Genomic DNA, 13,331 nt, shown 5'->3' on the forward strand with positions numbered 1-13,331 from the left:
GGAATCTCAGAGATTCTTCACTTCACTCCGTTTCGCTCAGAATGACAACATTACCACATATAAAAATAAAAATTCCAGGAAATTAATTTCCTGGAATTTTCTTATATGCTTTTACAAAAAGTAATTTTGCTTATTGCTTATTGCTTATTGCTTATTGCTTATACTGTCGTCAATCTCAGCGTATTTGTTTTTCCTCCTTCGTATGATGGAGTAGCATTGATATTGATCACGAAATCTCCGGTTTCAATATAACCATAGTTATGCGTTAACATATTTACCTGGATAATTGTTTCATCAGTAGACTTCTTCATATCATAATAATACGCGTGAACACCCCAAAGAAGGTTCAGCATGGTGATAACTCTTTTGTTACCACTGTATACAATGATATGAGAATTTGGTCTGTGTGCTGCAAGCTGGAAAGCCGTATACCCAGAATGAGTAAGTGTTACAATAGCAGAAACGTTTGTTGTTTTAGCAATTCTTACTGCTGCAAGGCACACCCTGTTGGTAATGAATCTTTCATCAATACAGTTATAATCTTTCTCGATAGGCTCATTTTTGTGTTGGTAAAAATGAGTGGTTTCGATATTTTTTACAATTTTAGCCATGTTTTCCACAACCTGTACCGGATATCTACCTACAGAAGTTTCTCCGGAAAGCATTACCGCATCAGCTCCGTCCAATACAGAGTTGGCCACGTCATTTACTTCAGCTCTTGTTGGTGTTAAGCTGTTGATCATTGTTTCCATCATCTGAGTAGCAATGATTACTGGTTTAGAATAGAATCTTGCTTTTTCTACCAGATTTTTCTGGATGGCAGGAACTTCTTCCATTGGAACTTCTACTCCAAGGTCTCCACGGGCAACCATTAATCCATCACATTCAAGAAGGATTTCTTCAATATTTTTAACGCCTTCAGGCTTTTCAATCTTCGCAATAATCGGAGTCTTGAATTTACCGTTTGGATGGTTTGCAATTAATTCTTTTAGGTCAATGATGTCCTGTGCATGACGAACAAATGATAAGGCAATCCAGTCAACTTCCATGTCAAGCATGAAATTAGCATCCTGAATATCCTTTTCTGTCAAAGCAGGAAGAGAAACATTTGTATTAGGTAGATTAACTCCTTTTTTAGAACTTAACGGACCTCCTTGAATGGTTTTCGCTTTTACAGTATCTTTTTCATTGGTTTCGATAACCTCCAGCATTAGCTTCCCATCATCAATAAGGATTCTTTCTCCTACTTTTACGTCTTGTGGAAACTGTTGATAAGTCATGTACACCTTAGTGGAATCTCCCTCCATCTTTTCGTTGGTGAAGGTAAGAATATCACCTGGGTTCAGGTAAGATCCCTCTTTTACAACTCCTACTCTCAGCTTAGGGCCCTGAAGATCTCCCAGGATTCCCACTGAATAACCATACTCGCTGTTGAGCTCTCTAATTATTTCAATATTTTTTCGAACTAAGTCGTAATCTGCATGGGAAAAATTTATTCTGAAAATATCAACACCCGCTTTCATTAAATCTAACATTACCTCCTTCGATGATGAAGCAGGTCCTAGTGTTGCGATAATTTTTGTCTTCTTTAAATACTTATTCATAATACTGGATAATTTGATAAAGTTCCTCTTCAGAACTCAGTGTATAATCTTGAATTGGAAACACAAGATTTTCAGGGAGCAAAATTACGGAAAAATCAGGAAACTGTTCCGAACTATGCAGAATATATTCCACATCTACCTGATTATTTAATAAAAATTTAATGTTTTCTTCTTCTGTAAAGAGTTCTGTCTGAACTTTTTTTTGCTTACTTTCAGAAGATTTATTTGAAATAAAGGTAAAACAGGTCCTGGAAAACTTGTGGTAGGCCTCAAATCTTGGAAAAAAATAATCATAATATCCTCCATGAAAGACAAGATCTTTTTTTCTTGAAAAACTGAGATTGTTAGCTTGATTTATTTTGTAAAAAAACTCATGAGCAGGTACATCTTTTGCTAATCTTACCAATCCTATGGTAATATCTTCAAATTCTATATCATCAAGATCATAAAGTTTTTGAATTTCCAAGTATATTTTCTTTTTTATTTAAAATATAAAATGCCCTTTGTGCTGCCTTTTCCTCTGCTTTTTTCTTGGAAGTTTCCGTTGCATTAGCAATTTTTCCTTCACCCAGCCACACGTGACATCGGAATACCACAGATTTATTAGCTTGTATTTCTTCGCAGGTTTCGTACTTTATATTGACTTTCTTCTTTTGGCTCCATTCAAGCAGGAGACCTTTATAGCTTACAATTTTGTTTTCAAGCTTATTGATTTCAGAAGGGGTCAGCAATTTTTCCAAAATAATCCTTTTACAGGTATCATAATGGAAGTCTAAATAAACGGCACCAATTAGAGCTTCAAATAAATTTCCGGAGATATTCTCACCCAAAGCGGAAGAACTGTTTTGCTTTTGCAAAAGGTTCGTAAGCTTGAGGTCTTCGCCTAATTTATTGAGGTTTTTCCTATTAACAATCTTAGATTTCATCTGGGTCAGATACCCCTCATTTGCCTGAGGATAGGTCTGGAACAGATGACAAGAAATAATTGTACCCAAAACAGAATCTCCCAAAAATTCAAGTCTTTCGTAATTGCTGTCTTGATTTTTAGAAGAATTTTTCAAAGAAAAGGCCTCGCGGTAAAGAGCTATATTCTGTACCTCTGTACCTAAAACTTTTTGAAGCTCGGTACTGAGAAAATATTCTCTCTCCGTTAATTGTCTTTTTCTTTTTTTGAGAAGGAATTTAGAAAAGTATTTCTGTAACTCCATTCATTGAATTTAGATTTTCTTAAATAGAACGCAAGCGTTATGCCCGCCAAATCCAAAAGTATTGCTCATGGCTACTTTTACATCTTTCTTCACAGCAGTGTTAAACGTAAAGTTTAGTCTGCTATCAATATTTTCATCATCAGTAAAATGGTTGATGGTAGGAGGAACAGTACCATGAATAATAGTTCCCAATGCAGCAATAGCTTCAATAACACCTGCAGCACCAAGAAGGTGGCCCGTCATTGATTTTGTAGAATTAATCTGAATGTCATAAGCGTGCTCGCCTAATAATCTTGAGATTGCATTGGATTCTGCGATGTCTCCTAATGGAGTAGAAGTACCATGCATATTGATATGATCTACTTCATCAGCAGTTAAACCTGCATCTTCCAGGCAGCTCTTCATTACCAGATAAGCACCAAGGCCTTCAGGGTGTGGAGCGGTCATGTGATGTGCATCAGCACTTAAACCTCCTCCTAATAATTCTGCATAAATTGTAGCACCACGTTTTACAGCGTGCTCATATTCTTCAAGAATAATACATCCTGCTCCCTCACCTAATACAAATCCATCTCTGTCTTTGTCAAAAGGTCTTGAAGCTGTTTTAGGATCATCATTTCTTGTAGAAAGTGCCATCATTGCATTAAATCCACCGACACCACTTGCTGTAACGGCTGCTTCAGAGCCTCCGCACACAATCACGTCTGCTTTTCCTAATTGGATCAGCATTTTGGAATCAATTATAGCGTTTGCTGAAGATGCACATGCAGATACGGTAGTATAATTAGGTCCGTGGAAACCATACTCAATAGAGATATGTCCTGGAGTGATATCCGCAATCATTTTCGGAATAAAGAACGGGTTGAATCTCGGAATTTCCGTATTGGCCCATCCTAACACTTCAGTTTCAAAAGTCTCTAATCCTCCGATTCCGGAACCCCAGATTACACCAACTCTGTTTTTATCTACATTGTCTTCAATAATTCCAGAATGTGCTACTGCCTCTCTTGCAGCAACAAGTCCCAATTGAGTGTTTCGGTCCATTTTTTTAGCTTCTTTCTTATCGAAATGCTGTAACGGATCGAAATTTTTCACTTCGCAAGCGAACTTTGTTTTAAAGTTTGTGGCATCAAAAAGAGTAATCGGAGCGGCACCGCTCTCACCTTTCACAAGATTTTCCCAGTATTCTTTTGCATTATTTCCTATTGGTGTTATTGCTCCAAATCCTGTTACAACTACTCTTTTTAATTCCATAAACTTTGTTTAATTTCTTTTTTGTTGAAGAATATTATTTATTTACTACTTCTTCGATGTAAGCGATAGCGTGTCCTACAGTAGTAATTTTTTCAGCTTGGTCATCAGGGATCTGAATATTAAATTCTTTTTCAAATTCCATGATTAACTCAACTGTATCTAGTGAATCAGCTCCTAAATCGTTAGTGAAGCTAGCTTCAGGAGTTACTTCTGTTTCTTCAACGTCAAGCTTATCAGCGATGATAGCTTTTACTCTTGATGCAATGTCTGACATAGTAAATTATTTTTTTAATTGTTAGATGGTGCAAATATATAAAATTCTTTACGATAAAACATTTTTTTAGCCTTTTTTGTGGACCAGAAGCTTTCATTTTAGATTGTTCCGCTTTAGTCTTTTCGTTTTCAGGAGGTTATATTCGGTGTGAATTATGAAAGGCTAAAACCGAAATTGAGTAATAATAAAGTATTTTACAATAAGAAAGTTTGAGATCGGGTAGAATTTTACCTTAATATGAATAAAACCAAATTGGTAATTGTAAAATTCTTTAGTATTATTGAGTTCGTTTTTTTGTCGTAAACAATAAGGAATAAGAAAAATCACCTATTTAAATAGATGATTTTCTATAAATATGAAATCAATGTTATTTAATTTACTAGTCTTTTTCTTTGACATAATAAATTAAATAAGAAAAATCTGGAGCTCTTAGCATTAGTGTATCATTAATTTTCTGAACTCTAAACTTATTGTCACCATATGGACCACCTCCAACAGGTCTGAAAGTCAACGTATAATAGTAGAGTGTATTTGATGCCCCTTCATCTTCTACTGCCCATATCAGATTTGTGGTTTTTGATTTGTTTATTTGATCATTGAGACTTGAATTGTCATTTAATGAAATAATGTCATCTTTAGTAAACTTTAAGCGTGTAGTAGGAGTCTTTGTTGTGTGCCAAGTGCCTTGTATCCAGAGTGGTGGGTTGAAGTGCTTAGTTTGAACAGGTGTTGTTGGTTCTTCTTTTTCAGGCAGATTATCATTATCTCCAGAACAACTTAAAACTAAAAATGATAATGCAAAAAGAAATATTGACAAAACGTTCTTTGTAATTTTCATAAAATGGATTATTAGTTATTTAATAAATTACTATTCTCCTTTTATTAGAGAATAAAGAATATTGATGTAAATATATGGATTTATTCTAATTACCAAGTTATTGGATGTTGAGAGTCTGTAATCTGCAAGAAACAAATAAAAAAACCGCTTAAATAAAATAAGCGGTTTTTGTGGAGTTGGAGGGATTCGAACCCTCGTCCAAACAAGCAATACATAAGATTTCTACATGCTTATTCTACCATTGGTTTTCGACTGAAGGCAGAGGGCAGACACCCAACATCCAGCTTATCTTCTAAAGTTTTCGAATTTTAGTCGAAGCATCTAAAATCTTATTCCTGCATTCCTATATCTCAGGATCAAACGCTGCAGAACAGAGCATTTGTGAGATATCTTGCTTCCTTACTATCTTCGGGAAAACGCTTGATCTACTATACTTCGATATTAAGCTGCAAGAGCGAACTCTTCGTTGCCAGTTAAAGTTTTGTAGCAAGGGATTAAAGAGATCGCGCCACGGTTCTCTGCATGCTTACTTACCCATTGGTCTTGCTGTCGAAACCAGTCAACCCCATGAATAAAGTGAATGCAAAGATAATGCTTTTTGTTTACATTTCATTAATATGGGTGTTTTTTAATGAGAGTAGATAGTAAAATGAATATATTGAAGCTGTTATGAATCGGATTTTCAGTTATTGTGGATAAAAATATTATAATGCGTTAACTGCCTTTATTGCTGGGTTTATTATGAGTTTTTGATTAAGGGATTTATTGTTTGTGATAATATATTTTGTGATGTAAGAAAAATTCCCTAGTTTTGCAATCCAAAATGAGATGTAAAATATGTTAATAATTCCAGTAAAAGATGGTGAATCCATCGACAGAGCTTTAAAAAAATACAAGAGAAAATTTGATAAAACAGGTACAGTTCGTCAATTAAGATCTAGACAAGCGTTTATCAAGCCTTCTGTAACTTTGAGACAATCAAGGTTGAAAGCTGCTTACAAACAAAGAGCACTTAGCAAAGAAGAGCAGGCTTAAGATTTTTTCTTAACCATATATTAATTCACTTCTTAAATTCTTATATTTGAGGAGTGAATTTTTATTTTTATACCCATGATGCTGGAAAAGTTTTTAGAATACTTACAATTCGAAAAAAGGTACTCTCCTCATACAGTTACAAGCTACAAAAAAGACCTTGAAGACTTCTCCCATTTCTTTCTCCGAACAGAGTCTTCCGATAATCTAGCCAAAGCAGACAAAAAAATCATCAGAAATTTCATTGTTGAACTGAGTGAAAACAATATTTCCAAAAGAAGTATCAACAGAAAATTATCTTCTCTCCGCAGTTTTTATCTTTTCCTTTTAAAAATAGGTGAAATTAAAGTTTCTCCCACCGAAGGGATTTCTTCCCTGAAGTTTTATGCTGAAAAACAGATCCCTATGTCTAAAGAAGAAATGGCTGATCTTAACGATAGAATTTTCGATCAGCTGCATGATGTTCTTGAAAGGTGTATCATGGAAGTACTTTATCAGACAGGTATGCGTAAAGCGGAACTTTGTGGCCTGATATTTGAGCATGTTGACTTATATGAAAATGAATTAAAAGTAATAGGAAAGGGGAATAAAGAAAGGGTAATTCCTGTTTCCAATGAACTGTCTGAACTTCTTAAAAGTTACCTGGAAATAAGAAATCCACAGGCAGAATTTAAATCATATTTTTTTGTAAATAAGAAGGGGAAAAAACTCAACGAAAAATTTGTTTATGTGGTAGTTAATAAGTACCTTAGTCTTATAACAACGAAAGAAAAAAAAAGTCCTCACATCCTTCGTCATAGCTTTGCTACTCACGTGTTGGATAATGGGGCGGAGATCTCCAAAGTGAAAAAAATATTAGGGCATTCCAGTCTTGCCAGTACTCAGGTCTATACGAATGCTAATATTGAACAATTGAAAAAAGTGTTTAATCAGGCTCACCCTCGAGCTTCAAAAAAAGAAGAATTATGAAGATTTCAGTACAATCAATTGGTTTAACTCCACACGAACCACTAGAGTCACATATTGACAAAAAAGTAAGTAAATTAGATACCTTCTATGACAAGATTCAGGAGTGTAAGGTGTTTTTGAAAGTAGAAAATAACGCTGATAAAGTGAACAAAACAGCTGAACTTATTCTGGCGGTTCCGGGAGATGATATTGTAGTAAAAAAGACATCTGCAAGTTTTGAAGAAAGTCTGGACCTTTGCGTTGATACTGCTAAAAAGCTATTAATCAAGAAAAAAGAAATGGCGTAGGAAAAAAAGTTAAAAAAAGTTTATAAAAAATTTGAGAATTCAAAAAATCCGTTCTATATTTGCACTCGCAAAAAAGGAACAGTGATCTTTTGAATTCTTTTTTATATTTGCCTCCATAGCTCAGTTGGCCAGAGCACGTGATTTGTAATCTCGGGGTCGTGGGTTCGAATCCCTCTGGAGGCTCATAAAATATAAACTTTTTGGGGAGATTCCAGAGTGGCTAAATGGGACTGACTGTAACTCAGTTGCTTCGGCTTCGTAGGTTCGAATCCTGCTCTCCCCACTTTATATTTTTATAAAAAAAACTTGCAAGATTAAATAAGTTTTCTTAGTTTTGCACAGCGTTTACCAATAGTTTTGGAAACAAAATTGCGGAAGTAGCTCAGTTGGTAGAGCGTCAGCCTTCCAAGCTGAATGTCGCGGGTTCGACCCCCGTCTTCCGCTCAAAAAAATACCTTGAAAAAGGTGTTTTTTTTAACACTGAAATGTGTAGAGTAGATTCTCTCAATCACTTTCAGTCTTTTATTAAAATGCCTCCATAGCTCAGTTGGCCAGAGCACGTGATTTGTAATCTCGGGGTCGTGGGTTCGAATCCCTCTGGAGGCTCATTTTAATATAAAATATCTGGGGAGATTCCAGAGTGGCTAAATGGGACTGACTGTAACTCAGTTGCTTCGGCTTCGTAGGTTCGAATCCTGCTCTCCCCACATTTTATATTATAAAAAAACTTGCAAAATTAAATAAGTTTTCTTAGTTTTGCACAGCGTTTACCAATAGTTTTGGAAACAAAATTGCGGAAGTAGCTCAGTTGGTAGAGCGTCAGCCTTCCAAGCTGAATGTCGCGGGTTCGACCCCCGTCTTCCGCTCAAAAAAAAATCACGCTACTTAGTGTGATTTTTTTAGTTGATGCCGACTTAGCTCAGCGGTAGAGTGCTTCCTTGGTAAGGAAGAGGTCACGGGTTCAAGTCCCGTAGTTGGCTCTCAATTTTCCCGAATTTCTTCGGGATTTTTTTTTACCCCTATTTTTTGAAAATAAGAATGAAGTAATTTTGTTACTGATGAAGTTTTATGGTTAAACGCCTGCTTAAACAAAATCATAAATTGATTCCATTCCATTTTTTTTCAGTCACTTTTCATCTATTATGAATAGTATGTTGTAATGCCCTGGAAATTTTTACTTCATCTTTAGAATCACAATCATAAAATTTTCGTTAAATTCGTGTAAAATAAATTTTGATGAATATTCTTTTATTAGAAGATGATCTCATTCTGTCTGCAGAACTTTGCCGATTTTTAGAATCAAATAATTTTAACTGTGATAAGATCTATGACGGAGAAACTTTTCTCCGCCAGATAAAGAATAATACTTATGAACTGTATTTGCTGGACATCAACGTTCCTAAAATAAATGGACTTGATGTCTGCCAGACGATCCGTTCTTTTGATAAGAATACGCCAATCATTATTATTTCTGCCTATGGAGATATCTCTGATAAAAAAGATGCCTTCACCAGGCTGGCTGATGATTATCTGGTAAAGCCTTTTCAGTTTGAAGAACTTCTTTTAAGAATGAACTCATTGCTGAGAAGAAAAGCACCTTCCGATAATTCAGATCAGGATATTCTTAGAATTGATGATCTTATTATCAACAAAACCGAGCAGAAGGTCTATCGTGGAGGAAATGAAATCACCCTTACTTTAAAAGAATTTCAACTTTTGGTTTATCTTGCGGAAGCACAGGGAAGAACGGTTTCAAAACAACAGATCACAGAACATGTTTGGGAACATAATTTTAACACGAATACCAATACGGTAGAAGTCTATATCAATTTCCTTAGGAAAAAGATTGATAAAGATTTTAAAATAAAACTGATCCATACCCGTTCAGGTTTCGGATATTACCTTAGCCCATTATAAATGTCTTTAAAAAGAAAGATAGCCTTAACAATCAGTATCGCCTTTTCATTACTTTTTGGAATGGTAATGGCGGTCATTTATTTATCTTTTAATGATTTCAGAAGGGATGAATTTAAAGAACGTTTCAGACAGAGACTTGAATTTACTTCCCATTTCATCTCAAAATCCAAAGACTTTGAGGAGGAAGCTCCGGTTTTCTTCAATGAAAATTCAGATAACATTCTTTTGAATGAAAAGATTTTAATTTTCAACGAGAAAAAAGAGTTAATCTACAGTACAATCAAGGACCGGAATGTCACTTGGGATAGTGCAATGCTTAAAGAACTGGATAAAAAGAAGATTATCTATACGGAAAGAACGGTTCCAGAGATTTATGCTGCACTCAGAACTATTAATGGCGAAGACTATTATATTCTTACCAGTGCCTTTGATACCAACGGGAAATCGAAGTTGGGTTATCTTAAATACCTTTTGATTACGGCTTATGCCATGAGTACTCTTCTTATTGGCTTTTTCAGTTATTATTTTGTGGAAAAGTTCCTGCGTCCACTGGAAGATTTGAACAAGGAAATTTCTGAAGTGACAGCGCATAAACTTACGACTCAGATTCCTGTTGAGCAGTCTAATGATGAAGTCAGTGTTCTGGCCAAATCATTTAATACAATGATAGGAAGGCTGGATGATGTATTTCAGTCACAAAAGGATTTTACCGCAAGTGCTTCCCATGAGATCAGGACACCTATTACAAGAATGGCATTTCAGCTGGAGAACCTCATAAAATTTGAAGAACATTCTCCGGAAACCCTGTCTTCTTTGCAACAGATTCAGCGGGATGTGTACCAGTTGTCGGATTTGACGAACTCGCTTTTGCTGCTTACAAAATTTGACAAAGAAAATATTCAGAGTATTTATGAGGAAGTAAGGATTGACGAAGTCATCTTTGAAGCGTTTGAAGCAGTTGAAAAAAGTTATCCACAGCTTAAGCTGGATTTTCTTATTAACGAAGATAGTTCCGAGAATGCTTTTCTTATGATAAAAGGAATTCAATCACTATTGGTTATCGTCTTTATTAATCTCTTTAAAAATGCGGCGGTGTATTCTGACAATACGGAAGTGAATGTCCTGATCACCGAAACGGATGATAATCTTTATGTAGAAGTTATTTCTCATGGAAATACGATTTCTGAAGATGAGCAGACCAAACTGTTTGAAGCTTTTACAAGAGGAAATAATGCCCAGAATATTGCAGGATCGGGCTTAGGTCTTAGGATTGTTAAAAGAATTCTGGAATATCATGACGCAGATATCCTATATTCCTCTCCTCAGGAATATATTAATAAATTCACTTTAATTTTTAAAAAATGATATTCAAAAGCAACTGACCTCAAAAACCAGTTGCTTTTTTTGTTAAACTCAGGATTAAATTTTTAATAAAAAATTCAACTCTTGGAGAATAAAATAAACTTTTAATTGGAGTTTTCTTCTTTGAAACGGCCTGTAGGAGGAGATTTTAATTTTATTTTAAGCGTCATTTAAGTTTCTTTTAATAGCATCAAAGCAATTTTGTAATTTAAAAAGAAAAACAATGAACAGAATTGCAGTGCTGTGTCTCGCCGTTTCCTCATTCATGGCAGCACAACAGCAGATGTCTCTTTTGGATTGCGAAGAAGCCTTTCAGAAGAACAACCTCCAGCTGCTCGCCGAACAATACAACATCAATATGGCTGATGCAGATATTCTGCAGGCTAAAATCTGGGAACTACCGCAATTAAGCGGACAATTCAATGCTTATAATCCCCAGGATAAAAAGATTTTTGATGTGGGACACTCAAAAGGAGCAGGAATTACTCAATTGATCTATATGGGTGGGAAAAAGAAAAACGAAATTGCTTTTGCCAAATCCAATAAAGAACTTGCACAACTTCAGTTTACCCAACTGCTGGCTGATTTAAGATCTCAGCTTCGTTCCGCCTACTTCAACCTTTATTACGAAAAACTAAAACTGGAGAACACCAATAAGCAGTTAGGGTATATGAATGATCTTTTAAACGCTTATCGTGTACAGTCTGCAAAAGGGAACGTTTCCCTTAAAGATGCAGTAAGGTTACAGAGTATTGTGATCCAGCTGAATCATGATAAACTTGAGATCAGCAAAAATATTCTGGATTTTGAACAAAATCTCAAAGTTTTAACAGGAGTTTCGGAGGAAATAGAACCTACGATGTCTGAGTCTGAAGCTAAAGAATCGCTGGCAGCACAGCCATTCGGTGATGAAGAAGAACTGAAAAGCAAAGCGCTGGAAAATAATGCTGATTACCGATACAATCTGAAACTCATTGATAACAGCAAGTTATATGCACAGTGGCAGAAATCCTTGAATGTACCGGATGTGACAGTAGGCGCTGCATGGGATCAGGCAGGCGGAACTTTTAATAATGAAGCGAACCTTACCTTAGGAATTCCTTTACCCTTATGGAAAGCGAACCAGGGAAATGTGATAAAAGCAAACTATGCTATTCAGCAGAATCAGAAAAATGCTGACTTCCAGAAACTGACGCTGGAGACGAAAGTTCAGTCTGCGTATAAAACCTGGAAAGCTCAGTATGACCAGCTTTTGGATATCAAAACTACAGATCTGCAGAATATGGATCTTGTATACAACGGAATGCTGAACAATTTCAGAAAAGGAAATGTCAACCTGATTGAATTCACAGACTTTATGGATAGCTATAGGGAAACAGCCCTTCAGATCTATGATATGAAAAATGAGATCATGCAGTCAGCAGAACAGCTTAATCAATTAGTACAAACGAAAATCTTCTATTAAAATCATGAAAACATATATTATCCCCGTATTGATGGTCCTTTCATTATTGACCTGCTCAAAAAAAGAGGAAGAAAAAACCAATCATGCCAAAAAGGGATTCGAGCTGAGCAACACAATGCTGAATTCAATTTCTTTGGCAAAAGTTGAAAAAAAGAATATAGAAGATGAATACAGCTTCTACGGAAAGATATCCGCAGACAAAAACAGTTATATAGATGTTTATCCGTTGGTAGGAGGAAATGTAATGAGTGTAAATGTAGAACTTGGAGACTATGTGAAAAAAGGACAGGTGCTGGCAACCATCAGGAGTACTGAGCTTGCAGAAATCCAAAAAGATGTAAGTGATGCAAAAACAGATCTGGTAGTGGCTAAAAATAATCTTCGTGTTGCGAAAGAATTATATGAAGGAAAACTGAACACAGAAAGAGATGTTCTGGAAGCAAAAAGCCAGTTACAAAAAGCCGAAGACCAGTTGCAGAGAGCTGCAGCAGTAAGTACGGTTTATAATGTGAAAACCGGAAATATATACAGTGTGGTAGCACCCATCAACGGTTATATTGTTCAGAAAAGTATCAATAAAGATATGCAGCTGAGAAGTGACAGAAGTGATAATATCTTTGATGTTGCCAATACTACCAACGTATGGGCAATTATGAATGTCAACGAATCGGATATTGATAAAATCAGTCTTGGAATGAAAGCTCAGGTATCTACTCTGTCTTATCCGGATAAAGTTTTTGACGGGAAAATTGATAAAATATTCAAGATTATTGATCCGCAGACCAATGCTATGCAGGCAAGAGTGGTATTGGATAATGCCAATGGACTTCTCATTCCGGACAGTAAAGCAACGATAAAAGTTTCCAGCCTGGAAAGCAGTACGATGCTGACTGTTCCATCCAAAGCAGTGATTTTTGATGATAACAAGAGCTTTGTAGTGATTTTTAAATCAAGAACAGATGTGAAGGTCAGAGAAATTAAAGTGTTAAAGCAGGTAGGGGATGTCACCTATATTGCAGACGGTCTGAGAGAAGGGGAGGAGGTGATTACCAACAATCAGCTGCTGATATACCGTTCACTGAACAGCTAGTCTTAATTAAACCATTAAGAATATTGATATT

13 protein-coding genes, 7 tRNA genes and 1 other RNA gene are annotated in these 13,331 nt (G+C 35.7%); 14 read left to right on the plus strand and 7 right to left on the minus strand.

Translation table 11 applies throughout. The annotated features are described in order from the left end of the window. Window positions 1–158: 158 nt before the first annotated feature. The 7 genes from pyk to ssrA all read right to left on the minus strand — a co-directional run bounded on the left by pyk (window position 159) and on the right by ssrA (window position 5,745). The gene (gene pyk, locus SFA27_RS02645; protein ID WP_047379289.1) at window positions 159–1,604 is read right to left on the minus strand and encodes a pyruvate kinase; all 1,446 of its coding nucleotides are present in this window, start codon (window positions 1,602–1,604) and stop codon (window positions 159–161) included. Beyond that, on the minus strand, window positions 1,597–2,070 hold the full coding sequence (locus SFA27_RS02650) for an IPExxxVDY family protein (protein WP_047379287.1): 474 nt from the start codon (window positions 2,068–2,070) through the stop codon (window positions 1,597–1,599). The genes pyk and SFA27_RS02650 overlap by 8 nt, the downstream gene beginning before the upstream one ends. Then, complete coding sequence (rnc, locus tag SFA27_RS02655) at window positions 2,048–2,812, minus strand: ribonuclease III (protein WP_047379280.1); 765 nt, start codon at window positions 2,810–2,812, stop codon at window positions 2,048–2,050. Before rnc ends, SFA27_RS02650 begins: the two co-directional genes overlap by 23 nt. Window positions 2,813–2,821: 9 nt before the next feature. Next, window positions 2,822–4,066 carry a beta-ketoacyl-ACP synthase II gene (gene fabF / locus SFA27_RS02660; RefSeq protein WP_047379275.1) on the minus strand — a complete coding sequence of 415 codons (1,245 nt, stop codon included), beginning with the start codon at window positions 4,064–4,066 and terminating at the stop codon, window positions 2,822–2,824. A gap of 34 nt (window positions 4,067–4,100) precedes the next feature. Beyond that, the gene (locus tag SFA27_RS02665) at window positions 4,101–4,340 is read right to left on the minus strand and encodes an acyl carrier protein (RefSeq protein ID WP_002976354.1); all 240 of its coding nucleotides are present in this window, start codon (window positions 4,338–4,340) and stop codon (window positions 4,101–4,103) included. A gap of 379 nt (window positions 4,341–4,719) precedes the next feature. After that, entirely contained in the window at window positions 4,720–5,178 is a 459-nt protein-coding gene (locus SFA27_RS02670; protein WP_309435653.1) for a hypothetical protein, read from the minus strand. A gap of 168 nt (window positions 5,179–5,346) precedes the next feature. Beyond that, window positions 5,347–5,745, minus strand: a transfer-messenger RNA (tmRNA) gene (gene ssrA / locus SFA27_RS02675). A 270-nt stretch (window positions 5,746–6,015) separates the two neighbouring features. Here ssrA and rpsU point away from each other — a divergent pair. From rpsU to SFA27_RS02745, 14 genes are all read left to right on the plus strand, one after another. Then, window positions 6,016–6,213, plus strand: a complete 198-nt coding sequence (rpsU, locus tag SFA27_RS02680; protein WP_047379266.1) for a 30S ribosomal protein S21 — start codon at window positions 6,016–6,018, stop codon at window positions 6,211–6,213. Between the two features lie 78 nt (window positions 6,214–6,291). Then, window positions 6,292–7,179: a tyrosine-type recombinase/integrase gene (locus SFA27_RS02685; protein ID WP_407298156.1), complete on the plus strand. Its 888-nt coding sequence runs from the start codon at window positions 6,292–6,294 to the stop codon at window positions 7,177–7,179. Then, on the plus strand, window positions 7,176–7,466 hold the full coding sequence (locus SFA27_RS02690; RefSeq protein WP_047379265.1) for an HPF/RaiA family ribosome-associated protein: 291 nt from the start codon (window positions 7,176–7,178) through the stop codon (window positions 7,464–7,466). Before SFA27_RS02685 ends, SFA27_RS02690 begins: the two co-directional genes overlap by 4 nt. Before the next feature lie 109 nt (window positions 7,467–7,575). Continuing rightward, a tRNA-Thr gene (locus SFA27_RS02695) sits at window positions 7,576–7,649 on the plus strand. A 19-nt stretch (window positions 7,650–7,668) separates the two neighbouring features. Continuing rightward, a tRNA-Tyr gene (locus SFA27_RS02700) sits at window positions 7,669–7,749 on the plus strand. Between the two features lie 88 nt (window positions 7,750–7,837). Beyond that, a tRNA-Gly gene (locus tag SFA27_RS02705) sits at window positions 7,838–7,910 on the plus strand. Between the two features lie 88 nt (window positions 7,911–7,998). After that, window positions 7,999–8,072 (plus strand) — tRNA-Thr (locus SFA27_RS02710). A gap of 20 nt (window positions 8,073–8,092) precedes the next feature. Continuing rightward, window positions 8,093–8,173: transfer RNA gene (locus SFA27_RS02715), tRNA-Tyr, on the plus strand. A gap of 86 nt (window positions 8,174–8,259) precedes the next feature. After that, window positions 8,260–8,332 (plus strand) — tRNA-Gly (locus SFA27_RS02720). A gap of 42 nt (window positions 8,333–8,374) precedes the next feature. After that, window positions 8,375–8,446, plus strand: a tRNA-Thr gene (locus SFA27_RS02725). A gap of 256 nt (window positions 8,447–8,702) precedes the next feature. Beyond that, entirely contained in the window at window positions 8,703–9,383 is a 681-nt protein-coding gene (locus SFA27_RS02730; RefSeq protein ID WP_047379264.1) for a response regulator transcription factor, read from the plus strand. After that, complete coding sequence (locus tag SFA27_RS02735; RefSeq protein ID WP_407296131.1) at window positions 9,384–10,748, plus strand: ATP-binding protein; 1,365 nt, start codon at window positions 9,384–9,386, stop codon at window positions 10,746–10,748. It begins immediately after the preceding gene. A 220-nt stretch (window positions 10,749–10,968) separates the two neighbouring features. Further along, window positions 10,969–12,210 carry a TolC family protein gene (locus tag SFA27_RS02740; RefSeq protein WP_081995547.1) on the plus strand — a complete coding sequence of 414 codons (1,242 nt, stop codon included), beginning with the start codon at window positions 10,969–10,971 and terminating at the stop codon, window positions 12,208–12,210. 4 nt (window positions 12,211–12,214) lie between these two features. Further along, complete coding sequence (locus SFA27_RS02745; RefSeq protein ID WP_407296134.1) at window positions 12,215–13,300, plus strand: efflux RND transporter periplasmic adaptor subunit; 1,086 nt, start codon at window positions 12,215–12,217, stop codon at window positions 13,298–13,300. Window positions 13,301–13,331: the final 31 nt, after the last annotated feature.

It is taken from the genome of Chryseobacterium sp. HR92 (assembly GCF_045689405.1).
GTDB classification, from domain to species: domain Bacteria; phylum Bacteroidota; class Bacteroidia; order Flavobacteriales; family Weeksellaceae; genus Chryseobacterium; species Chryseobacterium viscerum_A.

Coding starts and splice junctions, on each gene's coding strand:
- rnc (WP_047379280.1), bottom strand. CDS start 2,812: ATGGAGTTACAGAAATACTTTTCTAAATTCCTTCTCAAAAAAAGAAAA.
- SFA27_RS02690 (WP_047379265.1), top strand. CDS start 7,176: ATGAAGATTTCAGTACAATCAATTGGTTTAACTCCACACGAACCACTA.
- SFA27_RS02730 (WP_047379264.1), top strand. CDS start 8,703: ATGAATATTCTTTTATTAGAAGATGATCTCATTCTGTCTGCAGAACTT.
- SFA27_RS02665 (WP_002976354.1), bottom strand. CDS start 4,340: ATGTCAGACATTGCATCAAGAGTAAAAGCTATCATCGCTGATAAGCTT.
- rpsU (WP_047379266.1), top strand. CDS start 6,016: ATGTTAATAATTCCAGTAAAAGATGGTGAATCCATCGACAGAGCTTTA.
- fabF (WP_047379275.1), bottom strand. CDS start 4,066: ATGGAATTAAAAAGAGTAGTTGTAACAGGATTTGGAGCAATAACACCA.
- SFA27_RS02685 (WP_407298156.1), top strand. CDS start 6,292: ATGCTGGAAAAGTTTTTAGAATACTTACAATTCGAAAAAAGGTACTCT.
- SFA27_RS02740 (WP_081995547.1), top strand. CDS start 10,969: ATGAACAGAATTGCAGTGCTGTGTCTCGCCGTTTCCTCATTCATGGCA.
- SFA27_RS02670 (WP_309435653.1), bottom strand. CDS start 5,178: ATGAAAATTACAAAGAACGTTTTGTCAATATTTCTTTTTGCATTATCA.
- SFA27_RS02745 (WP_407296134.1), top strand. CDS start 12,215: ATGAAAACATATATTATCCCCGTATTGATGGTCCTTTCATTATTGACC.
- pyk (WP_047379289.1), bottom strand. CDS start 1,604: ATGAATAAGTATTTAAAGAAGACAAAAATTATCGCAACACTAGGACCT.
- SFA27_RS02735 (WP_407296131.1), top strand. CDS start 9,384: ATGTCTTTAAAAAGAAAGATAGCCTTAACAATCAGTATCGCCTTTTCA.